The following is a 26030-nucleotide window of genomic DNA, read 5'->3' on the forward strand; positions in this document are numbered from 1 at the left end:
AAATGATTTTAAGGCTCAGCCGACAGTAAGATGGCAGGTATGTTCATTCGCTATCAGTCTTCTCCGTTTGCTATTGTTTTTCACTTAAATAGCGCCAATATCTTTTTGGAAGAAACTGGGTATGCAGTTTTATGTTTTTTCTTTCTTTGATGTTGGTACTGTTGTAGTAATCTTTCCACAAACTGGTATACAGCACTTCCGGTTCATCCACTACAGATGCGGGCAGTGTTGTGCTTTCAGCGTTCTGGAGGCTTCCATCAAAAGTAAAACTGATTTCTTGTACAGTATGCAGGTTGTAATATATGCCATAGCCTCTTTTCTTATCGTAAATGATCCATTGCTGGTCGGCAAACCGGTTCTTAAAATGCGTTGACAACAACGGTACAACATTGTGGTCAGGCTCAATGGCAGCATAATAAATATTGTCTCTGGTATGCTGAAACCTGATGAAGCCCTTCATGCGGTGCTGCTCCCTTGATACCTTGCGGGCAATTTTATTTACGGTAAGAATATGATTGTTGCCATAGTTGGTATATACAATTTGTTTAGAATCGAAAAAGTAGCAGATGCAGTCAAACAATGCCTGGTATGCATCAGGCAATTCGGAAAGGAATGCGCAATAGAGCTTAAGCTGCCATTCTTCCGTGATTTTTTTCTGCAGGCCTTTCCATACGCGCAGCGCTTTTGCCTCATCTGTATTAATAGTTAACTCATCACTGATCAGCGATGGGGTATGCAGTTGTTGGGGCACCACTTTCACATTGCGTGCTTTCCGTTCATACCGCTCAAACACACAGCACAACAATCCTTTGAAGGTATTATCAAAAATACAGGTCATTGAAAAAGGCTTAATTGGTTAGAGGTTACAGTCCTGTATTTACTATTTCCATTATGCAGGATAGCCTTTTTGATATGCATGGCTTCCGGGTCGCTGATGCGCAAGGGTGTATCTGCGCACACAATAAAATGTTGCGCACGGTTATACGAAATGCCTATTTTTTTTAACTGGTCTGTGCGCAGGCTGCCAAACTTCCTGGCCTGGATTATTTTTTTTGCGGAGGTAATACCAATACCGGGTACCCGCATAATCATTGTGTAATCTGCTTTGTTTATATCTACGGGAAACAGGTGCAGGTTGCGCAATGCCCAGCCGAGCTTAGGATCTACATCCACATCAAGATTGGGATTTCTATCGTTCAATATTTCATTCACATCAAATTTATAAAAACGCAGGAGCCAGTCTGCCTGGTACAGGCGGTTCTCTCTCAACAATGGAGGCTGGCTTCCGATTGCTGGCAGGCGCGCATCGTTGTTTACAGGCAGGTAGCCGGAATAATAAACGCGTTTCAGTGCATAGGTTTTATAAAATTCATTGGCTGTGTACATGATGTCTTTATCAGACTCCGGCGTAGCGCCGATAACCATTTGGGTGCTTTGTCCTGCAGGTACAAACCTGGGCGTATGCTTGATTATTTTTCTTTCATCTTTAAACGCAATGAGCTGGTTTTGTATCACCGACAATTCTTTTCTCACTTCTGTGTGTGATTTTTCAGGAGCTACCATCTTCAATCCCGCTTCGGTAGGCATTTCCAGGTTAATGCTCATACGGTCTGCATACAAACCAGCTTCTGTCACCAGCTCCTGGCTGGCGCCCGGTATGGTTTTTAAATGAATATAGCCGTTGAATCTTTCTTGCAGCCGCAGGCGTTTTACAATGCGCAGCAGCCGTTCCATGGTATAGTCGGCATTTTTAAAAATACCCGAACTCAGGAAAAGGCCTTCAATGTAGTTTCTTCGGTAAAAATTCATGGTAAGCTCTACCACCTCATCCACGGTAAAAGCAGCGCGTTTGATATCGTTACTTCGGCGGGAAGTGCAGAAGGCACAATCAAATATGCAGTGGTTGGTCAGCAAAATTTTTAATAATGATATACATCTGCCGTCTTCTGTAAAGCTGTGGCAGATACCGGAAGAAGCGCTGTTGCCCAGTCCTTTATTGTGATTTTCGCGCTTGCTGCCGCTGGATGCACAGGATACATCGTACTTGGCGGCTGCCGATAAAATCTGCAATTTCTCTCTTATTCTTTCAGACATGGAAAAAAGATTATTTGCTAACAAATTTAGTAAATAAAAATGCATTTGGCGCTAAAAATATTGGTAAAACTTATTTCGCCGGGCTAAGTTTTTTTTAGAAAAATATTTACCTGCTATATTTTATCTGAGGGATGCTATTGTTTACGATAACAATTTCCGTTTTTGTTGCTAAATTGCAGCCTATGCTTACAAAAAGAATTATTCCCTGCTTGGATATACATAACGGCAGGACTGTAAAAGGCGTAAATTTTGTGGAACTGCGCGATGCCGGCGATCCGGTAGAGCTTGCCAGTATGTACGCGGCGCAGGGAGCAGATGAGCTGGTGTTCCTCGATATCACAGCCACCATTGAAAAGCGCAAAACGTTTATTGAGTTGGTAGACAAAATAGCCCGGCATATCAATATTCCTTTTACGGTAGGCGGCGGCATATCTTCCGTAAAGGATGTAAGCGCTTTGTTGCAAAACGGCGCGGATAAGATCTCTGTCAACAGTGCAGCAGTGCGCAACCCGCAACTGATCAGTGAACTGGTAAAGCAGTTTGGCAGCCAATGTGTGGTAGTAGCCATAGATACTAAAAAAGAGGCGGATGGAAACTGGTATGTGTATCTCAATGGCGGCCGATTAAAAACTGATATCAACTGCATTGACTGGGCAAAACAAGCCACAGAGCTGGGTGCAGGAGAAATATTGCTTACTTCCATGAATCACGACGGTACCAGGCAGGGCTTTGCGCTGGACATTACCAAAGAGTTGTCTGAAGCGGTTTCAGTCCCTGTTATTGCCAGCGGCGGAGGAGGCACACAGCAGCATTTTCTTGATCTTTTTCAGCAAACCAAGGCAGAAGCAGCGCTTGCAGCAGGCATATTCCACTATAAAGAAATTGAGATCAGGGAATTAAAAAAATATTTACACGATAAAAAAATATCCATGAGAATGTAGATGGCTCTACTACTCATAACTACTTAACAATGGAAATTGATTTTTTAAAATATACCGACGGGCTGGTGCCTGCAATTGTCCAGGACAGCAATACCAAAACCGTGCTGATGCTGGGCTTCATGAACCGCGAAGCATTTGATAAAACAAATGAAACCGGAAAAGTTACTTTCTTCAGCAGAAGCAAAAACCGCTTATGGACAAAAGGCGAGGAGAGCGGAAACTTTCTTTTATTAAAGGAAATAAAGACCGATTGCGATAAGGATACATTGCTTGTAAAAGCTGAGCCTGCAGGCCCTGTGTGTCATACAGGAGCGGATACCTGCTGGTCAGAGGAAAATACATCAGCGGATTTCCTTTATTATCTTGAAACGGTTATAGAAGGCAGGAAAGGCGAGGATGCTGATAAGTCCTATGTTTCAAGCCTTTTTAAAAAGGGCACCAATAAGATAGCCCAGAAGGTAGGGGAAGAAGCAGTGGAGCTGGTGATAGAAGCAAAAGACAACAATGATGACCTCTTTTTAAATGAAGCTGCCGACCTGTTGTTTCATTACCTGATATTGCTAAACCAGAAAGGATTCCGGTTAAAAGATGTAATGGATATTTTAGAAAGCCGGCATAAAAAATAATGTGCAGCAGAATCATATCGCTGTTGCTATTCGGGCTATTTACAATGACAGCAAATGCCCAAAACATGCTTGAATCCATATCCGCGCTTGAAGGATATGTACAATACACAACCGGCCTGAAAGCTTATGAAGACTCCTTGCTCTACTACAGGACTGAGGTAGGGGGCAATTACACGCCTGCTGAAAGAAAGATCATTCTGGAGAAATACGCCGGCGCTATAAAAACTTATAAAAACAAACTGGCCGGTTTTATCACCGCACACAAGCACGATGCGTGGAGCGCCATTGCTTTGCTCTCTGCCATTTATGCGCAGGCAGAAAACGACCTTTCTGTATTACAACAATATGCAGATACAATCCGAACGTATGCACCGCAAACAAAGTATCAGGCCGCATTGATGGAAATTGTCAACGCCAGGAAAACTGTTGCCGCAAAACGCGCAGCAGATCTTGCCTTACCCGATAGCAACGGCAAAACAGTTGTTTTATCAGGCGTAAAAGGGAAGTTGATTGTACTTAACTTCTGGGCAAGCTGGTGCGGGCCTTGCAGGCAAAAGAATGTACAATTAAAACAGCTGTACAATGCTTACCAAAGCAAGGGCCTTGAAATAGTGGCTGTATCACTGGATCAAAACAAGCATGCCTGGCTCAATGCCGTAAAACAGGATCAGGCAAACTGGATCAACCTGTTGGCACAACATGGATTTGTGAGCTATGCTGCGTTAGGCTACAATGTATCGGGCTTGCCCAAAACATTCCTGTTGGATGGTAATGGTAACATACTGGATAGTAATTTGCAGATGACTGAACTTGTTAAGCGCCTGCAAGCGCTGTAAATACCTGTAATTGAAAATTTACCTTCATACAAAAACATTTTCATAATTTTCTGGCGGCAGATAGCGTAGCGTTATAGGTATTTCTTTTTGCGTTTTAAGCTTAACATGTCCGGCCTGCTACTGTTACCTGCATTGATGAGAACGGTTTAACCGCAACGTTTCTGCTGTTTTTATCAATGTTGATCGATGAGTACTTATGTGTAAAAAATAAAAATTAAAATATCATTTTCAAAAAAAGAAACAGGTAATAGGAAGTCCTGTAGTTTTACGCTGGCAAACATCTAAGAGCCCTATTTTTAGAATAGTAGCCTGTGTGCCATGCCAGGCTTTCGCTGTTTTATATTCCTTCACATTTATGAGAAAATAAATTTAAACTTCTTATTTAGAGCTATTTATAAATTCTATGGCACGGTTTTCCTTCTTAATATACGAACAACCATTATTCATTTATTAAAAAATAAAAACTATGGAAAACGAAAACATGCACAACGAAAACTTACACAATCAAAGTCATAACTACGACAGCGACAGAGTTTATTCAAGAGTATTTGATGACAGGGAAAGCGCTGAGGCTGCTTACAATGATCTGACTGCACGTGGATACACTCATGATGATGTAGACGTATTAATGTCAGACCAAACAAGAGATAAATATTTTAAGAATGATGCCCATGATTCAGCATTAGGCGATAAGGCTATGGAAAATGCAGGAACAGGTTCTATGATCGGTGGCGGTATAGGTGCGCTGATAGGAGCTGTAGCCGCCATAGGATCCAACGTATTATTGCCCGGTCTCGGGCTGGTAGTTGCAGGACCAATTGCTGCCGGGCTTGCAGGGGCCGGAGCAGGGGCATTAACAGGTGGTCTCATCGGCGCTTTGACAGGAGCCGGAGTACCTAAAGATAAAGCCGAAGAGTATGAAAGAAGGATTAAAGACGGTGGTATTTACATGGGCTTTAAACCCAAGAACGAAGAAGATTATTCTTACTACAACGAGAAGTGGTAGTAAAAACTTTTACCCTAAAAAAAAGAGAGTTGTATTACAGCTCTCTTTTTATATGATCCAATGTGTTTCAAAATTAAGATTGGTACTCAGGTACGGAAAAATAAAATGAACTGCCGTTTCCCTCTTTACTTTCCGCCCAAATCTTACCATTGTTTTTTTCCACAAACTCCCAGCAAAGGATCAAACCCAGGCCTGAACCTTTCTCTTCCGCGGTTCCCGGACGTGTAATATTGCTATCAATTCTGAACAATTTGTCAATGTGTGCCGCACTGATGCCGATGCCGGTGTCTTTTACACAAAATACAACCGTATTGTTTTCCAAATAGGTGGTCACTGCTATGCTTCCACCGGCGGAGGTAAATTTGATGGCATTATTTACTAGGTTGCGCAATACCGTTCGCACCATTTCTTTGTCAGCAAAGGCATAGTGATCGTTGATGTGGAAATGTATTTGAATGCTTTTCAACCCGGCAAGCTGGGTCTTAACCACCTTTATTTCTTCCAGCAAACCTTTTATCGATACCTTTTCAAAAGAAGGCACCAGCTTGCCAGACTGCATACTGGACCATTTCAGCAGGTTTTCAAATAAATTATACGCATGGCGGGATGCTGCATTAATATTCCCGGAAAAGCCGGTAATCTGGTTCGGGGACAGGCTCATGGAATTCTTGGCCAGCATATCACTATACATAGTGATGGGTGTAAAAATATTTCGCAGGTCGTGTGCTATGATAGAGAAAAACTTGTCTTTTGTAGCATTCAGATCTTTTAATTTTGATTCATTGCCTTTAAGCAGGTCATTCTGCTGTTTATACTTTTCATTCAGCAATACGTACTCTTCATTTTTCGCAGCAAGCTCATTAGATAAATTTTTGTACCTGATCTCGTTTGCCTTTATGGTTTTAAAAAGCGTCTCTGCGGGTTTCATAAAACCTTCTTCCACATTGGCACGGTATATACAAAAGAAAGTGATCACTTTAGCATAATGGCCTATCTGGTTAAAAATATCAAAGTTTGAAAAGTAGAGGGCAAAACATATTTCAGAAATGATCGCTGAAACAATAGACATAAAAATGTAGCTGTAAATCCTCTTATCGAAATAATTCTTGTTTTGATACAGCATAAACAAAGCCATCAGCAGTATAAAAATGATCACATATTCGGCATATATTTTTATAGCCGTCTGGCCGTGACCCTCAATATAAAAGGGTGGTAAAATATTCCATTTCAGGATAGCCGCAATGATTACTGCGGTAATGGCTGCATAGATCAGAAATGCCGCCGTAGGATTGGGCCGTTTATTTAATTTTAGAAAAGTAAAACCTGTAAACAAAGTGGCAGACTCCAGCAGCCGGGTCACAATCCAGAACTGAGGTGCATAATGGACATTGGATTGTATAATGTTCATACCGTCAAAAGTTACGGTATGCATTAAATCAAGCACCCCAATGAATAAAGACGATATGCCTACAACCAGCAAGTAATGGTTCTCTATATGTTTGCGAATATTCCAGGTGATGGTAAACAACGATATCATGATCACAATAGATGTAAGCTCTACCAGGATATGAAACAAGAGATAATTGTAGCGTGCAATAACGGAAAGAGCAATCAACCCGGTGAGAATGAAGCCGAAGGCCGTAAGGATATCATTTGATTTGATCTTGTTTAAAAGATGCATTGTTAGTTAGTTAACAAGGTTATTGCCTGCTCGAAAGTAAATGATTTTTTTATAATTCATTGATTTAAAATAGATATATTTCATCACCGTTCTGTAAAGTGTTTATCAACCCGCCTTTACAACTTATCAACATATCGCGTTATTTATTTGGTTTTGCTAAAAATGTTAGTAATTTCGTTGGAGAAATTATGGTGTAATGTCTTACAACAAAAACAACATTGTCAACACAGACAGAGGAAGGGTGATCATGTACATCGACATGAACAATTACTTTGCAAGTTGCGAACAGCAGTTAAATCCCCGGTTGCGCGGGCGCCCGATAGGCGTGTGCCCCTATGTGAATGATAATGCAGTGATCATTGCACCATCAAGAGAAGCAAAAAAAGCAGGGGTTACAACAGGCATGCGTTTCGATAAAGCCAAACAGCTTTGCCCCGATATAGAAATGGTGGCATGCAGGCCAGTAAAGTATAGAAAGTTTCATGTGGAGATTATGAACATACTGCGCTCTTACTGCGAAGATGTGATCCCTAAAAGCATAGACGAAGCGGTAATGAACCTTACCAGCTACAAGTACCTGTATAAAGATGTTCATGCATTGGCTAAAGAAATAAAAAGGCTTATAAGCGGCCAGGTAGGCGAGTACATTACCTGTTCCATAGGCATTTCGCAAAACGTGTTCCTGGCTAAGCTTGCCACGGAAATAGAGAAGCCTGACGGCCTGATAGAGATCACACCGGAAAATTTAGAAAATTATTTACTGCGCATGAAGCTTACCGATTTGCCGGGTATTGCATCTGCCAGCCAAAAGCGGCTGAACCTGGCGGGCATTTATCGGCCCGTAGATATGTTGAATGCTTCGGAGTCCTTGCTGCGCAAGGCTTTCGGTGGAGTAGTAGGCAACTATTGGTACCATCGCCTGCACTTTACCGAAGTGGATCTTTATACGGCAGAGTACCGGCGAATGAGCGCCATGCGTACCCTGTCTGCACAGACACGTTCCAGTAAAGCAGCCTTAATGGGTATGTTGGTATCGTTGTGCACCAAGCTGGAACAGCGCATGGTAAAGTCTGATATTTTTTGCACAGAGATCTCTTTTTATGCAGATTACTACGACAATACTTCCTGGAAAACCACTATCAAAATACAGGAGCCTTTACAGGATGGGATAGATATGTTGCACTATATTCAGCAACGCATCCGGGTGCATGAAGCTCAGTCTGCATCTGTAAATATATTTACAAGTAAAATGCGCTCCATGGGTGTGCTCGTCGGCGACTTTATCAGTGCAAGCCACCTGCAATACAGCCTTTTCGATAACAAAATACAGAAAGACCTGTTGCGCAAAACGGTTTACAATATCAAAGACAAATACGGAAAGGATATTGTGCGCAAAGCCGCAGAAACAGTAGAAGGCACGCACCTGAAAGACGCTATCGGCTTCGGCTCCGTGAAAGACCTGTATGATAATGCCAGCCCCGGAATTTTTGAAAAAGGGTTCAATAAATATTTATTGGAATGATGCCCGATTAAAAAAGCAGGCCCGTATGAGCCTGCTTCAATAATAAGTGTAAGCTATTCATTTCCTGATCTACTTATGGTATCTTCTATTAAATGATCTATATAGTTGCGCAACGGTTCGTTTTCCAGTTTCTGGGTTACATCAAATGCAAAGGCATTTACCAGCATGGTCTTTGCAGATTCTTTGCTGATGCCGCGTGTCTGCAGGTAAAACATTGACTCCTTGTTAAATTGCCCGATGGTGGAACCGTGGCTGCATTTTACATCGTCGGCAAAGATCTCTAACTGTGGTTTGGTATTGATCTGTGCATTGCTGCTGAAGAGCAGGTTGTTGTTTTGCTGGAAGGCGTTGGTTTTCTGCGCCGGCCGGAAAACATGTATTTTACCATTGAATACACCTTTACCGCCATCTAAGATTACACCTTTGTACAACTGGTTGCTTTCACAGTTGGGATAGCGGTGCTCTACCAGCGAATGGTTGTCTATAAGCTGTCCGTTGCCGGCAAGATACAAGCCGTACATATGGGTTTCGGTATTTTTACCGTCAAGAATTACGTTCAGGTTATTGCGCACCAGTTCAGATTCGGGAATGGTAATGGTGTAGTTATCATAATGGCTGTCTTGCTGCTGTGTAATCTGTACATGTGTTACAAACCTTTGCTTTTTACCGTTTTTCTGGAAAATTGCGTGAGAGCAGCGTGCATTGGATTCCACATGTATTTCGGTAACACTGTTTACAAAATAAGCATGCTCGTCCATGCACAGGTAAGATTCAATGATCTCTGCCTTAGAATCATTTTCCAGGTACACAATGTTCCTGGGTTGTATCAGCGAATTTTCAGCGGCAGAGAAAATATGCATGATCTGCACGGGCTTATCCAGATAGCAGCCTTTTTTTACATCAAAGAAATATCCTTTTTTAAAGTAAGCTGTATTCAGCGCAGCAAAAGGAAATTTCTCCACCGGCAGCTGGTAGTTTATTTTCTCAATGAAGCTGTCATCACCCAAAAGATCGGTTATAGGATGTATAATGAATTTATCATTTTCCGGCAGCACACTATAATTAAAATCTATAATCCCGTTTACCATCACCAGCCTGTAAGATTCCAAGCCCTGTATGGATAAGGCTTTTATAGCTTCTTCAACTTTTGTTTTTTCTACATCTGCTGCCAGGCCAATGTGGTATTGTTCGTTTACATAAGGCTGGATATTTGTAAAACGCCACTCCTCGTTTTTTACAGTAGGAAAGTTGCTTTGCTTAAAATAATCAAATGCCGACCTCCTTAGTGCAATAAGGGCAGGAGCTTCATAGGCATTGATATGATCTTCAAAATTATTAATTAATGATTCGTATAGAGACATCGTAATGTTTATTTGGGATAATGAAAAGCATGATTTTTCAAACGCACAATTTCTGATTACTTATTGATCAGCCAGTCGTACCCTTTTTCTTCAAGTTCCAAAGCCAGTTCTTTAGTACCTGATTTAATGATTTGCCCGTTGTACAATACATGTACAAAATCGGGAACAATATAATCCAGGAGTCTTTGGTAGTGTGTGATCAGCACAAATGCATTTTTGGCTGAGCGTAATTTGTTCACGCCGTTTGCCACGATCCTTAACGCGTCAATGTCAAGGCCTGAGTCGGTTTCGTCGAGTACTGCCAGCCTGGGGTTAAGCATTGCCAGTTGAAATATTTCATTTCTTTTTTTCTCGCCGCCGGAAAAACCTTCATTCAGAGAGCGGTTTACCAGCTTGGCATCAAACTCTACCAGTTGTTGTTTTTCTTTGGCTAGTTGCAGGAATGACTTGGCATCCATAGGCTCTTGGCCGTGATAACTGCGTATTTCGTTCAAAGCTGTTTTCAGGAAATTGATGTTAGATACACCGGGTATTTCTATCGGGTATTGAAAGGCCAGGAACAAGCCTTCGCGTGCGCGGTCTTCGGGAGACATATCCAACAGGTCTTTGCCATCCAGCATAACTTCGCCTTCTGTTACTTCAAAGTTTTCTCTTCCTGCCAGTACCGATGCCAGCGAGCTTTTTCCCGATCCGTTGGGGCCCATGATGGCATGTACTTCTCCTGCATTTACTTCAAGATTAATTCCTTTCAGAATTTTTTTATCCTCAACACCTGCGTGTAGGTTTTTAATTGTTAGCATAATTATATGTGATATAGTAATATTTCTATATTTCCTTTTATGTTTTTTAATCTTTTATCCGAGGTAAAAAATGGTATGTCTAAAAATTGCGAAGTAGCTAAAATAATGCTGTCAGGCAATTTCAACCTGTTTTTTTTCCTTATGCTGATTGTGGCGGTTTTAATTTGACTGTTGATATCAACTATCTTACAGCTTTTTAAAAGCCCGGTAATGATAGATTCCTCTTCCTCATTGAATTCTGAATAGCTTAACAGTTCAATTTCTGTTATAAAAGATATGTATATGTCACGTCCTTCCAGGATTTGGGCTATAGCCTTATTACCGTTGAGCAGATATAAAATAATATTCGTGTCAACTAAAAGTTTACTGCCATTCATCCCTCATTTTTTTTTGTATATCCATTGGCTGCTCTTTCAGCTTAATCAGGCCGCAAAACTTTGCTGCATCAAAACCGTTTTTTTTCTGTTTTGATATTCTTGCTTTCAGCAGTTTATCAATGTCCTCTCGTTTAGTGGTTTTGTCAATTACCAATACCATAATCTATATTTTAAACATCTGTAATCTGCAATTTGTAATCTGCAATTGCAATCTGCAATTTACCCCACACTTCCTTCCAATGTAAGGCTGAGCAGTTTTTGAGCTTCTACAGCAAATTCCATGGGCAGTTGGTTGAGTACTTCCTTGGCATAGCCGTTTACAATCAGTGCTACTGCCTGTTCGGTATCTATGCCTCGCTGGTTTAGATAAAAGATCTGGTCTTCGCCTATTTTAGAAGTAGTAGCCTCGTGCTCTACCATTGCTGTATTGTTCTTACTTTCTATGTACGGGAATGTATGTGCACCGCATCTGTCGCCTATAAGCAAAGAATCACACTGTGTGAAGTTTCTTGCAAATGCAGCGTTTCTGCCCATAGCCACCAGCCCGCGGTAGGAATTTTGCCCTTCACCGGCGGAAATGCCTTTTGATATGATCCTGCTTTTTGTGTTTTTACCCAGGTGGATCATTTTGGTACCTGTATCAGCTATCTGGTAGTTTTTTGTAACGGCCACCGAGTAAAATTCGCCAACAGAATTATCGCCCTGCAATATCACGCTCGGGTATTTCCAGGTAATGGAAGAGCCTGTCTCTACCTGCGTCCAGGAAATTTTAGCATTGGCGCCGCGGCAGGCACCGCGTTTGGTAACAAAATTATAAATGCCGCCTTTGCCCTCTTTATCTCCCGGATACCAGTTCTGCACCGTTGAATACTTGATCTCTGCATTTTCCATGGCTATCAATTCTACTACGGCTGCGTGCAATTGGTTTTCATCGCGTTGAGGCGCTGTGCAGCCTTCCAGGTAGCTTACATAACTGCCTTCATCTGCAATGATAAGTGTTCTTTCAAACTGCCCGGTATTCATGGTGTTGATGCGGAAGTAAGTTGAAAGCTCCATCGGGCAGCGCACGCCTTTGGGAATGTAAACAAATGATCCGTCTGTAAACACAGCCGAGTTCAATGCAGCAAAAATATTGTCGGTTTGCGGAACCACAGAACTCAGGTATTTTTGTACCAGTTCAGGATGGTTTCTGATAGCTTCGCTGATAGGGCAGAAAATAATGCCATGCTTTTTCAGCTCTTCCTGGTAAGTTGTTTTTACAGATACACTGTCAAATACAGCGTCAACAGCTACTTTGGGACGATCTTCTTCAGATTCTTTCACGCCTGCCAGTATTTTCCTTTCATTTAAGGGAATGCCCAGTTTTTCAAATGTCTCCAGCAACTCAGGGTCTACTTCGTCAAGGCTGTCATATTTTGCTTTGCTTTTGGGCGCTGCATAATAAGAGATTTCCTGGAAGTCAATTTCCGGCATTTTAAAGTTTTGCCACTGCGGCATTTTGGCTTTTTTAAAAGCTTCATAAGCTTTCAGCCTCCATTGCAGCATCCATTCCGGTTCTCCTTTTTTTTCAGAAAGAAACCGTATCACATCTTCATTCAGCCCCGGCGGGAATACATCCATTTCAATACTGGTGGTAAACCCGAATTCATATTCCTTATTCGCAATTTCTTCTAATAATATATCGTCTTTCTCTGCCACGTCAGTTAGTTATAAATTTTTGGTTATAAATAAGGTACAGCAACTACTTTCATTTTTACTATACCGCAAAGCTCTCACCGCAACTGCATGTGCGTGTAGCGTTTGGATTATTAAAAAACAGTCCTTTGCCATTCAGCCCGCCCGAATAGTCCAGTTCAGTTCCGAACAGGTAAAGCAGGCTTTTTTTATCTACAACAACCTTTATTCCTTTGTCTTCATAAACCTGGTCGTCCGGTTGTTGTTCGGTATCAAAGTCAAGCCGGTATTCAAGGCCGGAACAGCCCCCACCTTTTACGCCAACACGTACAAAAGCGTTATTGCCCAGGTTCTTCTCCGCCATTAAGCTTGTAATGTAAGATTTTGCAGTATCAGAAACAGTTATCATATCCTTTTGGTTTTGCTATGCCTGACTGGCAGGCACCGTCGGCGCAAATCTACAAATACTAAATCACTTAACTAAGTATATACCGATTAAAATTGTCAGAATTATGTATATTTATTATCTATAGCGGATTTGATATTGCTTATACTGGAATTGCCAACTACAAATTACAGATTAAATACAGATTAAACATTACAGAAAAGACATCATCCACTGCATATATTATATATTAAATTTCACTTCTTACCCTCACTTCTCACCATTTACCAGTAACTATTCACCATTCATAAATCACCATTCACCAAATCCTTTTTGGCATAAAAATTGGCTGTAATTGTCTGTTTAATAATCTGACTATTTACACAATTTAAATTTTTTGCGATGAAATGGTTGAATCCTAATAACAGCGACAGAAATATAGAGGACAAGCGTGGTAGCGGCGGTGGGAGAGGCCTTGCATTCGGAGGAATAGGCACCATTATAGCGGTGATCATAGCGCTCTTGTTGGGACAAAACCCGTTTTCTTTCATCAATTCTGTAGAACAGATGGCCCCTCAACAGGAGACTGCACCTACCGGTCCACGCCCGGATGATGCACTTGCACAACACGCTAAATATACCTTCAATAGCTGTAATGACATATGGGCAAATGTTTTTACCCAGCAGCTAAACAAGCAATACCAAAACCCGACTTTAAAAATGTTTACCGGAAGCACGCGAAGTGGTTGTGGAGGCGCATCTTCAGCGATGGGCCCTTTTTATTGCCCGGCTGATGGGAAAGTGTATTTAGATCTTACCTTTTTTAATGAACTGGCACAAAGGTTCAATGCAAAGGGAGATCTGGCGCAATCTTATGTGGTAGCGCACGAAGTGGGGCATCACGTGCAAAATTTACTCGGCATTACCCAACAAATGGAGGCGGCCAGGGGCAGGCTTAGCCAGGCGGAATACAACCAGCTTTCAGTGAAATTAGAATTACAGGCAGATTTTCTTGCAGGCTTGTGGACACACTACGCGGAAAAGAACGGTACTATTGGACTGGAGCCGGGAGATATTGAATCTGCTTTGCAGGCAGCCAATGCGATCGGCGATGATAATATTCAAAAGCAAACACAGGGTTATGTAGTTCCAGAATCCTTTACCCATGGCAGTTCGGCGGAAAGAGTATATTGGTTTAAAAAAGGATACACCTCCGGCGACCTCAGCCAGGGCGATACATTTAATTCGAGCTTAAATTGATGTGGCAGGGTGAGATGTAATGTTAAAAAAAAATGTGAGAGGTAAGAGGTGAATGGTAAATAGTTTTCTTTCCACTTTCCATTCTCCTGTTTCCATTATCAATTTTCCATTATCAATTGCCCATTATCAATTGCCCATTTTCTTCACTCTCCTGAAATATCTTTTTTCCTGGCGCTTAGCACCAGGAAGTCCAACGCTTGATTTCAGACCGCTTACTGCTGTTTTTATGTAAAAATTAATGGCGCTTTTCTCCTTATCTCTTTCAAAGAATACAGGCGCAACTTTGCCATTATTATTTTTTCGCACGATCAACAGGTTGGCCAGCCAGCTTACGACTTTATTAAAAAAGTTTTGGTTGGGCAGGTCTTTCTTGTTGAGCAACTGCAGTTTTAAACCGTTGTAATACATCTGCATTTGTCCTTTTGAATAATATTCATTGCCTGTAGCTGTCATGGTAAGGCTATCAAGGTAGCCGCTTGCAGCTTTGGCGCCTATAAAAGGAATCAATATGCGGTTGAAAGCATCCAGTGGTACAGATCCACCCCTGGCATTTAAAACAAAAGCGTTCAGAGAATCGTAATAGGATTCGCGAATGCGGGCATAAACCGGTAAATCTCCCAAAACTTTCATAGAAGCGGTAATCCATAAGGAATCCTGTGGTTGTATGTTATGATTTTTGATGTTTTCAATAGCGGCATTTAAATCTGTTACAGGGATTTTTGCGAGCGCCAGTGTTTTATTGCTGAGCTCTTCATGCAGAATATTCATATTCTTCAGGTCAAGCCTGCCAATATCCAGCTTTGAAGAAATATTTTTAATCATTGCCGTAGGTAAGGGTTTATATTTTTTTACCGTATCCGGTTGGGTCTTATCCTTGAACGTATACATAAAAAGGTCGTTAGCTTCAATCCTGCCAATGCTCAAAATACTGTCACTGCCATATTTTTCCAGGTTAAAAGGTCCGCCTGTGATCAATCCTGATCTTAAAGTAAGGTAACCGGCATTGAATTTCTTTGCGATCTTATAATCTTCCAGGCTTTGGCGCGGCTCCAGATAAAAAGAATCTGTTTTAAAAAATCCTTTATTGAAGCTTAGGTTATACCAGTACATGTTGTTGCGTTCAGATACTAAGCTACCGTCAGTACCGGTGATATGCAGGTTGTCACTGTTTTTAATAATGTCTGCTACCTTTGGAAATTTGGAGTTGAGTGATATATTCCTCACATCACCGTTGTCCATGCGGAGGATAGCATTGTTTTTGCCAAGGCTGTCAAACATTAATTTGTCAATGGAAAGAATGTTGGCTGTGGTTTTCCATTCTGCCTTGCCGCTATCATTTTTTTGCAGCAGGAAATCTTTGAACAGCAAATTGAGCTTGTTGTCGTTTGTAGCAATGCGCTTGTTTTTAGCATTGATATAATCAAAGTTGGTCAGGTAAATTTTTACTTCGTCTGCGCTTACAGGTGCCTGTGCAGTTGATTTGAGGCCGTGCACATGTATATAACTGTTTGCCTTTACGCCGTTCCATTCAACCCTCGAAGGCAAAGCATCTGCATTGGTAAAAGTGAGTAATATGTCAGGGCGTTCCAGCTTTGCTTCACCGATACTGATCTCCGGCTGCTTTTTCCCGCCGGCATTTTTATTGTCTTTTTTTCCTATACGTGCTTTGATAACCGGGTCGTGCACCACCAGGCTGTTTACGAAAATATTTCCATTGACGATCTGCGTAATATTTGGAATAATGGTAACCTGTGGTATTGATGCCGCAATTGAATCTATCGCATCTATTTTGTGGTAGCTGATGTTGCTGAGAATGCTGTTGTGATTGTCAGATATGCTGAGATTCTTAATAGTCAAGGTTTGCACCGGATCAGTTAAGAGGAAATCTCTTCCGGACACATTAAGACCGTAAATCTCCGGTCTGCCCGTTTTCTGCAGGATTTTATCAACACGGATGCTGCTCAGGTAAGCGCTTATTTTTTTATCATTGTTGATAGATCTTATCTGTGTATTGCTGCCGCGAATAGCCGAAAATACAAGCCCTGTGGCGGTTTGCCGGGTTTGTTTTTTATTGTTTTTTTGTTTTGCATTTATTGCAATTGTTGCATTGTTCCATCGCAGTCCGTTCATAACAACATTGCTGCTGCCGCTGTCCAGCACAATTGAATAAATCTTTATACCATTGGCCCGGGCGCTAACTCCTCTGCTTCTTAGCAATAAGCTGGCTGCACTGATGCCTGCCTTATCATCTGAGAGCCGTAAATTATCGAGCCTGATGTTTGCTGTGCCGCTTGAAAACTGTGCCCTTCTTGTGTAAAGGTTTTTTACAGCATGCTGAATATTCTTTATTTTCCTGGAGGCTGTGAGTTCATTTGCGCGTAAAAAGAGGTCAGTGTTTTGCAGATGCAGGCGGGCGCCTTTATCCATAAGGATCTTAATGTCTCCGTTTATGATCTCCAGGTTGCTGAGCTTCATGGCATTGCCCACGCTATTCAATGTTTGAAATATATTTTTTTGTTTTTTTTGTTTTGAAGGCAATGCTGTAAAAGTAATACGCGGGTTGTAAAACCTTGCACTTTCAGCAGCTATATAGTTATCGTACAACAAAGATTCCCAGGAGAAGCCGCGCAATGCAAAACGAGGCATTTCCAGGCTTTTTATGCGCTTGCCGTCTTTAAATTCCTCAAACGCAAATTTGTTTAAGTTCACCTCATTATCATTGAACAATAATGTATCAAACGCAAATGAGTACCTGCCGTTCTGCAAAAGCGTTTTATAGTTAAACAGGCTCATTACAAACTTATTGATTGTAACCGGCCGTTGTTGATTCTGGCGTACTGCGAGGCCCTGTATCTCAATATTGTTGTTTTTAGAAGCAAACAGGTTGCTCTTACCTTGTGTATAAGTGGTAATGTTAAGGCCTGCATTCTGCACAATCACATAGTTAAGCATAATGTCGCCCATGAGTTGCTGCAAAACCTCGTCGAGTTTTTTTACATCTTTCCTGCTGCTTACCGTTTTATCTTTTTTAGTATTATCTATATCAAGAAACACAGAAGGGTTTTTACAGAAAACAGAATCAGCTTTGATCAGTTCTGACTTATACAGGGCATCAAAATCAATGTTGGTTAATTTTAACTGATCAAAGAAAATATTGAATGCGGTTTTGGAGCTATCACCTTTGATGGCTCTTATGGTACAACTGTCGAATTCTACACGCCGGTCGCGCAGGGTAACCCTGAAATTCTTAAAGCTTAAAAAGTGCGTATTGCCGGGGAAGATCATGTCCTGGTCGGAAGTCTGCAATGATATCTCATCGGTAAAAGTAATGCGCTGATTCATGCCGCGTGTTGTTGCGCTGTCTACCTGCAGATTGTCGAGCAGAATGTTGATTTTATTTACATTAAAAGGGATTTCCTTGGGCTTGGTTTTATCAATGAGTGAAAAGCTGCCGTCATCTAAAATAAAACGGCTGATATGCAACACGTTGATTGCTTTGTTCACAGACTGCGAAATACGCCCGATCTCTTTGGCCACCGAGAAGTCTCCGCTACGCGCTGTGTCTTTATGGGTATATGCCTGTGGCGCTTCATGAAGTTTGGTTACTATAACTGCAGGCTGGTAAATATGTATGGAATCGATCAGTATTCTTTTAAAAAGCAGTGGAAGGAAGCCGGTAGCTTTAATATTTATGGCAGGCGCACTAAAAAGATAAGACATGTTGGTAGCAGAATCGTTATTAGTGTATAAAGCTGCCTTCTCCAACTTTATCTGGTTGGTAATCCAGTTGAAGTGAAACTTCTCAACCTTAAGTTTTATTTTGCCGCCAGACTGGCTTTCCACAATACTCTCCAAAGTATTTTCTGCATGCTCTATAAACCAGAAATTGAACCCGATTAAGAATGTGGCAGCCAGTCCCAGTATGATCATGAGTACACGAAAGCGTATACGCCTGAATCTCAGTCTTTTAAATTTTAGTTCTCTTAAGTTGATCTTTTGTTTCAATGAAAACTAAAGTGTTTATATGAAGTTAGTATAAAATCAAATGCGTAATAAATTTATTTTATTATGCCTTGTAATTCATGCAATCGTGATGTTATTTATCAATTCTCAATAACCGCTTTGTCAGGAATTTGCGTACCGGTTCGTCATACAGTTTCAAGGATAGCCAGGCCAGCAGTATGGAACCTGCCACAAATGCTATGGCTCCCGGCAGTGATTGCTGAAACGAAAGATTTCCGTTCTTAACCCATGCATAATACAAATAAAGAAAAGGATAATGCACCATGTACAAGGGGTAAGAAATATCACCCAGGAATTTACACAAGCGTGCGGTCCCTTTGCCGGTAGTTCTGCCTGAAGCGCCCACAAACACAAGTACAGGGAAAACAATGATAACGCAAATCGATTCATATACACCGTTTATCCAAAGCTTATCGCCACCAATACGCGGCAATGAAAGCAATGCTATTATAACCAGTGTACAAATCCAGAATGCTCCTTTTATGTAAGTTGGTTTAAATATTCTCGACAGCAGCAGCCCCGCAGAGAAAGAAAAGAGCAGCCGCAGCAAGCCGCCAAAAAAACCGCTGTCCATCAATGTCCATCCAACGCCGATGGAACCCAATGGCCCGAAAACCGCAAAGCCGGCCAATCCGAGGGCTGCCAGAAACACAAGTACGGCCAGTGCATTCGTTGTTAGCCGCCTGATTAAAACAGCGTACAAAATATTGCCGATGTATTCGAAGAACAATGACCAGCTCGGGCCATTCAACGGGAACATTTCACCAATGCCCCTTATCTCGGTGCCGGGCGTCATCGGGATAAGAAAAGCGCTTAATAAAGTGGCCAGCAACAATGAAATTACAGGGACTGCAGAAACGTTCCATGGCGCGTAATCCTGGAAATAAAACATTATCGCGCCGATGACTGCTCCCAATATAACCATCGGATGCAGGCGGATAACCCTGCGCTTAAGAAAATCCTTTACCGACATTTTATCCCAGCGGTCGTCATAAGCATAGCCGATCACAAAGCCGGAGAGTATAAAGAAAAAATCTACCGCCAGGTAGCCGTGGTTTACAACCTGGTCAAGCTGGCTTGTAGCAAACGCCTCAAAAGCATGATATACCAGCACTACTATTGCTGCCACCCCGCGCAAGCCGTTGAGAATGATGTAGTGTGGTTTTGAATCTTTAAACGCTGCAGATGAAATTTCAGACATAAAGTTTTATTCTTCTTTTAATGTACATGCATTTTCTAAAAAATGCAGGAATTTTTGAGCGATAAATATATACATTCTTGTTGATAACTCAGTGAATCACAATGGTTAATCATTTATATCCGTATTAAAATATTGTACTGCTATACTCAAAAAAAGCTGCCTCCAAGTGGAGACAGCCCTGAAACGTAATTACCTAAGATCTTTATTTTTTAATTTTTGAATCAATGATCACAATGTCTGCGGTGGCATGTTTTTCATTATATCTTACAAGTTCTTTTTTTAGCTGTTGAAACATGATAAAAAGCAGTATGCCGTCATCGACCCAGCCTATTACAGGTATAAAATCAGGAAGAATATCCAGCGGGAAAATTGCATAAGCAATAGCAAGCACAGCAACAGCGTAAGTGTAGAAGGTCATTTTATAATGGCCTTTCCAAACGTCTTTCAGCATTGTGCCAAGGGTTTTACGGTTCCTGAGCAAATGTGTAGCTTCTTTGATGTGGTTATTGTTTATTTTCATCTGTATAAATTTTAGTTCGCCGCTTTGCGGCTGTTTTTAATGGTCACATGGAATAGCCTTTATTCATCCGCGGTTGGTATGCACCTTTGCTTATGGCTATTTCATGTGTATTTAATTTATTTGTTTTTCAGTTGCCACATGGAATAACCATTTTTTTTAGATTCAATATTCATTCACGGTTGGTATAGATTCCTAATCTTTATGGTTATTTCATGTGTGTAAATTTTAGTTCGCCGCTTTGCGGATTTTTTGTTCTTGTTTTTGTGTTGTAAAAGTTTACGAGGATTAGATAGGCGTGACCAGGAAAAGTTTAAAACAAGTAAGATTGCCACCAAGACGCCACACGAAAGTTTCTTTTTGAAATTTTGTGTTTACTCAGTGACAAATGCCACAAACGAAAGCGCGAGTGGTTTTCTTTGTGAAACTTAGAATCTGCTTGGGGAACACTGTGGTTTAAAAAACTCATCTGGAACACAAAGGGCACAAGGTTTTACACATGCACTATTGATGGAAAGAATTGCCACAAACACCCAAAGGCACGAAGGCTTAACACCACAGCTATCTCAATCCGAATCGCTTACTTGCCAGCTCACTCATGCCGAAGGTGATAAGTACAATAGTGATGGAGCTTGCAGGCATGAGAATAGCTGCAATCACCGGCGACATGATGCCCTGCACAGCATAAGAAATACCTACGAGGTTGTAAATAATAGACAGCGCAAAACTGGCAACAATAATCTTTTTACCGTAGGTAGTGAACCGCAGGTAGCTGTGTAATTGTGCAAATTTAGATGCATCAAGGATGCCGTCAGAAGCAGGCGTAAAATTGTTATTGCCTTCTGAAAGCGCTATGCCTACGTGGCTTTGCCTTAGAGCGCCGGCATCATTCAGCCCGTCGCCGATCATCATTACACGCTGCTTTCTGTCTTGCTGCAAATGCGCAATGTAAGCCAGCTTGTCATCCGGTTTTTGATTAAAGTGCATTTCCGTTTCCCTGCCCAGCAAGTTTTGCAGATGGCTTTTTTCAGCATCATTATCACCGCTCAGTACAGAAATTGTATAGTCGTTTTTTAACTGCATCATCATCTGCTCAAAGCCGTAGCGGTAATCGTTTTTTACAGTAAATTGTCCATAGATATCCTTATCGATCTTCACGAAAACTGCTGAATGTGTTTCCGGTTTCTTTTCTGCTCCAACAAATTTTGCTGAACCTATCTTAATGTACTGATCATTTACCCAACCTTCAATTCCCTGGCCAATTACATTTTTAAAGTGCACTATTTCTTCATCCGGCGAAATATGTAAATGCCTGAAAATGGCATTGCTGAGGGGGTGTGTGGAGTGGGAGAGCAGGCTGGCAACAGCAGCCAGGTTCTCTTCCGGTATTTTTTTGCCTGTATAATTTACCAAAACATTGCTGTTCTGTGTAAGCGTGCCCGTTTTATCAAATACAATATGATTGATTTGCGAGATGTTCGCGATCACATCCGGGTGCCGCAGGTAAAATTTATTTTTACTTAAAATGCGCAGCACATTGCCGTTGGTAAAAGTGGCTGAAAGCAATAAGGCACAGGGACAGGCGATAATGAGAATGGTGGTAAGTGAATTCCACATGTAATCTGTTCTCCCCTGCATATACCAATATAGTCCTGCCACAGAAGCAATGCCCAGGATAATAAAAGTAAAATACCGGCTAAGCATGTGCACAAACTTATTTTCTTTCTTTTCCTGTTTAAACACATCCCTGTTCCACAGGCTGGTAAGGTAGCTTTGCGATACTTTTTTTATCACCATCAATTCAATATTGCCATGCAGCTGCTTGCCGCCCGCATATATAATTTCTCCGATCTCTTTGCGCACCGGCAAACTTTCTCCCGTAACAAAACTGTAGTCGATCTCTGCTTTCCCTTTTACTAAAATAGCATCCGCTGGTATCAGTTCGTTGGAATGAATATTGATTATATCGTCTACCTCTATATTGTTTATTTCGGTAGGCACAAATACATCTTGCTGCTTTACGTCAACAGCGATCGGGAAGAATGATTTATAATCCCTGTCAAAGGAAATAGACTGGTAGGTCACGTCCTGCACAGCCCTGCCTATAAGCATCAGGAAAACAAGCCCGCAAATACTATCGAAATAACCGGGGCCCGTCTGCGAAAAAACCTCGTAAAGGCTTCTGGCAAAAGTGATCACGATAGCCAAAGCCAGGGGTGCATGTATATTTAAAAAACGGTTCTTTATGCCTATCCACGCATTGATAAAAAATTCATTGGCACAATAAAATACCACGGGAAGTGTAAGCAGTATTTTGAGAATATTGAAAACAAAACCAAAGTTGTCTTCCCAGCGGCTTACAAAAGAAAAGTATTCAGGAAGGCTCAGGATCATGGTGTTGCCGAACGCAAACCCGGCAATGCCAATCCTGTAAATGCGTGCCCGGTTAATGCCAGAAGGCTTCTTTAGTTCTGCATCCTGCAGGCTGATGTGCGGCTCATAGCCTATCTCTGTAAGGGTAACGGCTACATCCTGTAAGGAGGTTTTAGCATTGTCAAAAACTATAAAAACTTCTTTCCTGGCAAAATTTACGCGCGAGGATATTATGCCGCCATTGATTTTATGTACATTTTCCAATAACCATAGGCAACTGCTGCAATGTATCTGCGGCAGGTAGAAAGCAACGTTGGTAGTTTTCCCATCTGTAAAGCTGATGAGTTTTTGTGCGATCTTCTGATCGTTCAGAAAATCAAACTTGCCTTCGCGCACTTCTGTTTTTTGCGAAATGCCGGGAGTTGCATTCAATTCATAATAATCACACATATCGTTGCGGTTGAGAATCTCGTACACCATTTTGCAACCCTTGCAACAAAAGTACTTATCGGCAATGGCTATTCTGGTATTGGCGCATTCGTCTCCGCAGTGGAAACAGGTAGTGATGGTTGAACCGGATTTTATGTTTTCTGACATCAGCAGCAAAAATTTAAAGCATTCCTGCTTCTCATTTTTCACCGGAAGGACAGACCTTATGAACGCTTATTTCTTTAAGGTAAGCGTGCCATTTTCCTTTGACTTCGCAGAATGAATTTTGGAAGAGAAACACAAGCCCAAAAATAGGATGTTTTTCCGGTAATCCGCAATTCATCGCTAAATTTTCAGCCCTTTCGCAGAGCAGCAGTATGCGTTTTTCTTTTTGAGAGGTAAGCCTTTCAATTTCCTCGATATTCTGACCTGTGCCCGGCAATTGATTTTTACTGATATTATCGAGCAGGCAGGGAAATACCAGCTTTTTTTCGTAATAGGACAATGAATAGAATTCGCGCTGCCATTCTTCCACCAGGTTGCTGAGGTCGCAATGCTCCTGCCAGTCGGTTGTGTTTTTCAACACTTCAAACTCTCTATCAAGCAAAGGATAAAGTTTGTTAAAGATCTCGTCTGAAAAGTGTTGCGTATCTATTATTTTGTCCATGGCCTTAGCTTTTATACAAAGTTTCTGCTTTTTCGATGGAAAAACTATGATAATAAAAGTTATGCGATATGATATTTATCACATTTCATAAACAAAATAAATACGGCTAATACAGGAGATTGGCGGTCTTGGTAAGTTTATCAAGGTTCACCACCTTGATCTTTTTGCCAACAAGTTCAACAATTTTATCTGAGTTAAATTCTGAGAGGAGGCGGATAACGCTTTCTGTGGAAGTGCCTACGAAGCCGGCAATCTCCTCGCGGCTGAACAGTACATTAAGTGTAGCCCCGTCAGCTTCGTAGCCGTAGGTAGCTATAAAAAAAAGTAAAGATTCTGCAAGGCGCTCACGTACATTCTTCTGGGAAAGAGAAACAATAATGTTTTCCGCTTTTTTCAGGTCTTCACTGATCTTTTTAAACACAGAGCGGCAAAGAGCGGCATTGGTATAGAATAAATTAAGAAAAAAACTTTTGTCGATCACGCAGATGGCGCTGTCTTCCATGGCAATAGCGCTGCAGTGATACCTATCCTGGGAGATGAGTGCACGATAACCAAAGATGTCGCCGCTTTTAGCGAAACGCAGTATTTGTTCCTTGCCGTCGTATCCGGTGGAAGAAATTTTTATTTTTCCTTCGCTTACGCAGAATAAGCCGAAGGGAATGCCGTGTTCAGAAAATATTACCTGGCCTTTTTTGTAGCTGGTACAAGACTTATGCTCGTTCATAGCGATAAGTTCTTCCTCGGTAAGCCCTGAAAATATTGTGCTCTGTTGCGGTATGCAGTTGATGCAGTTATGGTCGCAGTAGCTTGGTGAATCTTTCATGTATCTCTAAATGCTATTCTACTTGTGTGACAAGAATTGCAAATTTACTAATTAAATTCAAATTTTATGACAAAGATCATATTTCTTTTGATTGAAATTGGATAAAACAAGCATTTATTATTATTATATAATTTAACTTGCATTCTTAGTGACCTACAGTAAATTTTTGCTCTTTAAAATTTCTTTTAATAATAAAAAATAAATTTTATGAAATTGTGTAAACCCGTTCTGCTTTTCACTCTATTAATTTATGTAATGCCGTTGTTTGCCCAAGTCGGGTTAGTTTATGACTTTGATCCATATTTTTATTATACGCGGTTCAATGCATTAGGAGCCACTAAAGAAAAGAAAAAAATGGATTTCAATTTCATCACTGAATTCAAGCAAATAACAGAAAATAAAAACTTGAAGATTTATAAAGTTGATAGTGTTCAGTCATTTTCATCAATAAAATTAAAGAAACAACTTAAAGAATATTGTGAGAAAAATAATTTAGAAAAGCTAATATGTATAGAAGGCGCAAGATTTCAAAATACATTTGGCGGGTTAGCAGGCTCCCTTGTATCAGTAACAATAGAAGAAAAACTTACGAAGGAAAAAATTTATATTGGTTTTACTACTATGCTTAAAAAAAACAATTACGGCATATCACATGCATTGGTTAAATATTACGTATATGATTTTAAGAAAAATGAAATTAAAAATATTAATATCAAACATCTCAGCAAAGAAGAAAGAACAAAAGAAGATGTATACAGTAACATAGACGATATTACAGAACTGGGTTATAATATAGCTACCAGTAATATAAAAAACTCTATAGAAAAGAATGTTGCAGAAATAATCTCTGCCTTAAATTAATTTAAAACCAGTAATAGCCCCGTTTATTTAATAACTTCATAAGCAAAGTATTTCCATGTCACGCCCAACAAATAAAGAGCAGTTGCTCAATCTTTCGCAGGGAAATTACCGCAGGCTTACAGATTTCATAGACGCGCTTCCTGAAAAGCATAGTACAAAGGAGTTTCCCGCACAATATATGAACCGCAATGTCAGGGATGTTTTAGCGCATCTGCATCACTGGCATTTATTAATGCTTGACTGGTACAAAACAGGCATGGCCGGCCAGGTACCTGTGATGCCCGCAGAAGGATATAGCTGGAAAACACTGCCGGAATTGAATAAAATGGTCAATGAAAAATATAGCCGGGAAAAGCTGCAGGATGTCAGGAAAATGTTTGACGGATCTTTCCTGCAATTGCAACAGATCATTGCCCGACATACAGATGATGAGCTTTTTACAAAGAAAAAATATAAATGGACAGGCACAACTTCTCTGGCAGCCTACCTGATCTCTGCCACTTCAAGCCATTACGACTGGGGCCTGAAGCTTATAAAGAAATGCCTGAAATAATCCCCTTACTTATCAGCATT

General features: G+C 41.0%; 23 protein-coding genes. 8 read left to right on the top strand and 15 right to left on the bottom strand.

From position 1 onward, the window contains the following. Positions 1–70: 70 nt before the first annotated feature. Complete coding sequence (locus tag OD355_RS04620; protein ID WP_263037285.1) at positions 71–838, bottom strand: TIGR03915 family putative DNA repair protein; 768 nt, start codon at positions 836–838, stop codon at positions 71–73. Beyond that, positions 835–2094: a putative DNA modification/repair radical SAM protein gene (locus tag OD355_RS04625; RefSeq protein WP_263037286.1), complete on the bottom strand. Its 1260-nt coding sequence runs from the start codon at positions 2092–2094 to the stop codon at positions 835–837. The genes OD355_RS04620 and OD355_RS04625 overlap by 4 nt, the downstream gene beginning before the upstream one ends. A 182-nt stretch (positions 2095–2276) precedes the next feature. Between OD355_RS04625 and hisF the strand changes: the two genes are divergently transcribed. From hisF to OD355_RS04645, 4 genes are all read left to right on the top strand, one after another. Further along, positions 2277–3035: an imidazole glycerol phosphate synthase subunit HisF gene (hisF, locus tag OD355_RS04630; RefSeq protein ID WP_263037287.1), complete on the top strand. Its 759-nt coding sequence runs from the start codon at positions 2277–2279 to the stop codon at positions 3033–3035. A gap of 29 nt (positions 3036–3064) precedes the next feature. Further along, positions 3065–3661 (top strand): bifunctional phosphoribosyl-AMP cyclohydrolase/phosphoribosyl-ATP diphosphatase HisIE, encoded by a 597-nt coding sequence (hisIE, locus tag OD355_RS04635; RefSeq protein ID WP_263037288.1) that lies wholly within the window; start codon positions 3065–3067, stop codon positions 3659–3661. Further along, positions 3661–4497 carry a TlpA family protein disulfide reductase gene (locus OD355_RS04640; protein WP_263037289.1) on the top strand — a complete coding sequence of 279 codons (837 nt, stop codon included), beginning with the start codon at positions 3661–3663 and terminating at the stop codon, positions 4495–4497. Before hisIE ends, OD355_RS04640 begins: the two co-directional genes overlap by 1 nt. A gap of 466 nt (positions 4498–4963) precedes the next feature. Beyond that, entirely contained in the window at positions 4964–5503 is a 540-nt protein-coding gene (locus tag OD355_RS04645) for a hypothetical protein (RefSeq protein ID WP_263037290.1), read from the top strand. Positions 5504–5576: 73 nt separating this feature from the next. On the opposite strand, the gene OD355_RS04650 is transcribed toward OD355_RS04645, so the two are convergent. Continuing rightward, positions 5577–7184 (bottom strand): sensor histidine kinase, encoded by a 1608-nt coding sequence (locus OD355_RS04650; protein WP_263037291.1) that lies wholly within the window; start codon positions 7182–7184, stop codon positions 5577–5579. Between the two features lie 196 nt (positions 7185–7380). Between OD355_RS04650 and OD355_RS04655 the strand changes: the two genes are divergently transcribed. Further along, complete coding sequence (locus OD355_RS04655; protein WP_263037292.1) at positions 7381–8706, top strand: DNA polymerase Y family protein; 1326 nt, start codon at positions 7381–7383, stop codon at positions 8704–8706. 53 nt (positions 8707–8759) lie between these two features. Here OD355_RS04655 and sufD read toward each other — a convergent pair whose 3' ends face one another. The 6 genes from sufD to OD355_RS04685 are packed head-to-tail and all read right to left on the bottom strand — an operon-like array spanning position 8760 to position 13327. Further along, the gene (gene sufD / locus OD355_RS04660; protein ID WP_263037293.1) at positions 8760–10067 is read right to left on the bottom strand and encodes a Fe-S cluster assembly protein SufD; all 1308 of its coding nucleotides are present in this window, start codon (positions 10065–10067) and stop codon (positions 8760–8762) included. Positions 10068–10123: 56 nt separating this feature from the next. Beyond that, the gene (gene sufC / locus OD355_RS04665; RefSeq protein ID WP_317619105.1) at positions 10124–10867 is read right to left on the bottom strand and encodes a Fe-S cluster assembly ATPase SufC; all 744 of its coding nucleotides are present in this window, start codon (positions 10865–10867) and stop codon (positions 10124–10126) included. A gap of 2 nt (positions 10868–10869) precedes the next feature. Next, positions 10870–11244 (bottom strand): type II toxin-antitoxin system VapC family toxin, encoded by a 375-nt coding sequence (locus OD355_RS04670; protein WP_263037294.1) that lies wholly within the window; start codon positions 11242–11244, stop codon positions 10870–10872. Then, on the bottom strand, positions 11231–11404 hold the full coding sequence (locus OD355_RS04675) for a hypothetical protein (RefSeq protein WP_263037295.1): 174 nt from the start codon (positions 11402–11404) through the stop codon (positions 11231–11233). The genes OD355_RS04670 and OD355_RS04675 overlap by 14 nt, the downstream gene beginning before the upstream one ends. A gap of 59 nt (positions 11405–11463) precedes the next feature. Further along, positions 11464–12942, bottom strand: a complete 1479-nt coding sequence (gene sufB, locus OD355_RS04680; protein WP_263037296.1) for a Fe-S cluster assembly protein SufB — start codon at positions 12940–12942, stop codon at positions 11464–11466. Positions 12943–13000: 58 nt separating this feature from the next. Further along, positions 13001–13327: a HesB/IscA family protein gene (locus OD355_RS04685; protein ID WP_263037297.1), complete on the bottom strand. Its 327-nt coding sequence runs from the start codon at positions 13325–13327 to the stop codon at positions 13001–13003. A gap of 378 nt (positions 13328–13705) precedes the next feature. On the opposite strand from OD355_RS04685, the gene ypfJ reads away from it, so the two are divergent. After that, positions 13706–14563: a KPN_02809 family neutral zinc metallopeptidase gene (gene ypfJ, locus OD355_RS04690; RefSeq protein WP_263037298.1), complete on the top strand. Its 858-nt coding sequence runs from the start codon at positions 13706–13708 to the stop codon at positions 14561–14563. Positions 14564–14689: 126 nt separating this feature from the next. Here the strand turns inward: ypfJ and OD355_RS04695 are convergent, their stop codons facing one another. From OD355_RS04695 to OD355_RS04720, 6 genes are all read right to left on the bottom strand, one after another. Further along, complete coding sequence (locus tag OD355_RS04695; RefSeq protein ID WP_263037299.1) at positions 14690–18568, bottom strand: AsmA family protein; 3879 nt, start codon at positions 18566–18568, stop codon at positions 14690–14692. 91 nt (positions 18569–18659) lie between these two features. Beyond that, positions 18660–19787 (bottom strand): acyltransferase family protein, encoded by a 1128-nt coding sequence (locus OD355_RS04700; RefSeq protein ID WP_263037300.1) that lies wholly within the window; start codon positions 19785–19787, stop codon positions 18660–18662. A gap of 202 nt (positions 19788–19989) precedes the next feature. Then, positions 19990–20307, bottom strand: coding sequence for a YkvA family protein (locus OD355_RS04705; protein WP_263037301.1), 318 nt, complete (start codon positions 20305–20307; stop codon positions 19990–19992). A 558-nt stretch (positions 20308–20865) separates the two neighbouring features. Further along, positions 20866–23274, bottom strand: a complete 2409-nt coding sequence (locus OD355_RS04710) for a heavy metal translocating P-type ATPase (RefSeq protein ID WP_263037302.1) — start codon at positions 23272–23274, stop codon at positions 20866–20868. 31 nt (positions 23275–23305) lie between these two features. After that, a complete protein-coding gene (locus OD355_RS04715; protein WP_263037303.1) occupies positions 23306–23773 on the bottom strand; it encodes a hypothetical protein in 468 nt (155 codons plus the stop codon). 106 nt (positions 23774–23879) lie between these two features. Continuing rightward, a complete protein-coding gene (locus OD355_RS04720) occupies positions 23880–24596 on the bottom strand; it encodes a Crp/Fnr family transcriptional regulator (protein ID WP_263037304.1) in 717 nt (238 codons plus the stop codon). Between the two features lie 207 nt (positions 24597–24803). Here OD355_RS04720 and OD355_RS04725 point away from each other — a divergent pair, with 207 nt between their 5' ends. Both OD355_RS04725 and OD355_RS04730 read left to right on the top strand, forming a co-directional pair. Next, on the top strand, positions 24804–25457 hold the full coding sequence (locus OD355_RS04725; protein ID WP_263037305.1) for a hypothetical protein: 654 nt from the start codon (positions 24804–24806) through the stop codon (positions 25455–25457). Positions 25458–25512: 55 nt separating this feature from the next. Then, on the top strand, positions 25513–26010 hold the full coding sequence (locus tag OD355_RS04730; protein ID WP_263037306.1) for a ClbS/DfsB family four-helix bundle protein: 498 nt from the start codon (positions 25513–25515) through the stop codon (positions 26008–26010). The last annotated feature ends 20 nt before the right edge of the window (positions 26011–26030 follow it).

The organism is Haoranjiania flava (genome assembly GCF_025631005.1).
Taxonomy (GTDB): Bacteria; Bacteroidota; Bacteroidia; order Chitinophagales; family Chitinophagaceae; genus Haoranjiania; species Haoranjiania flava.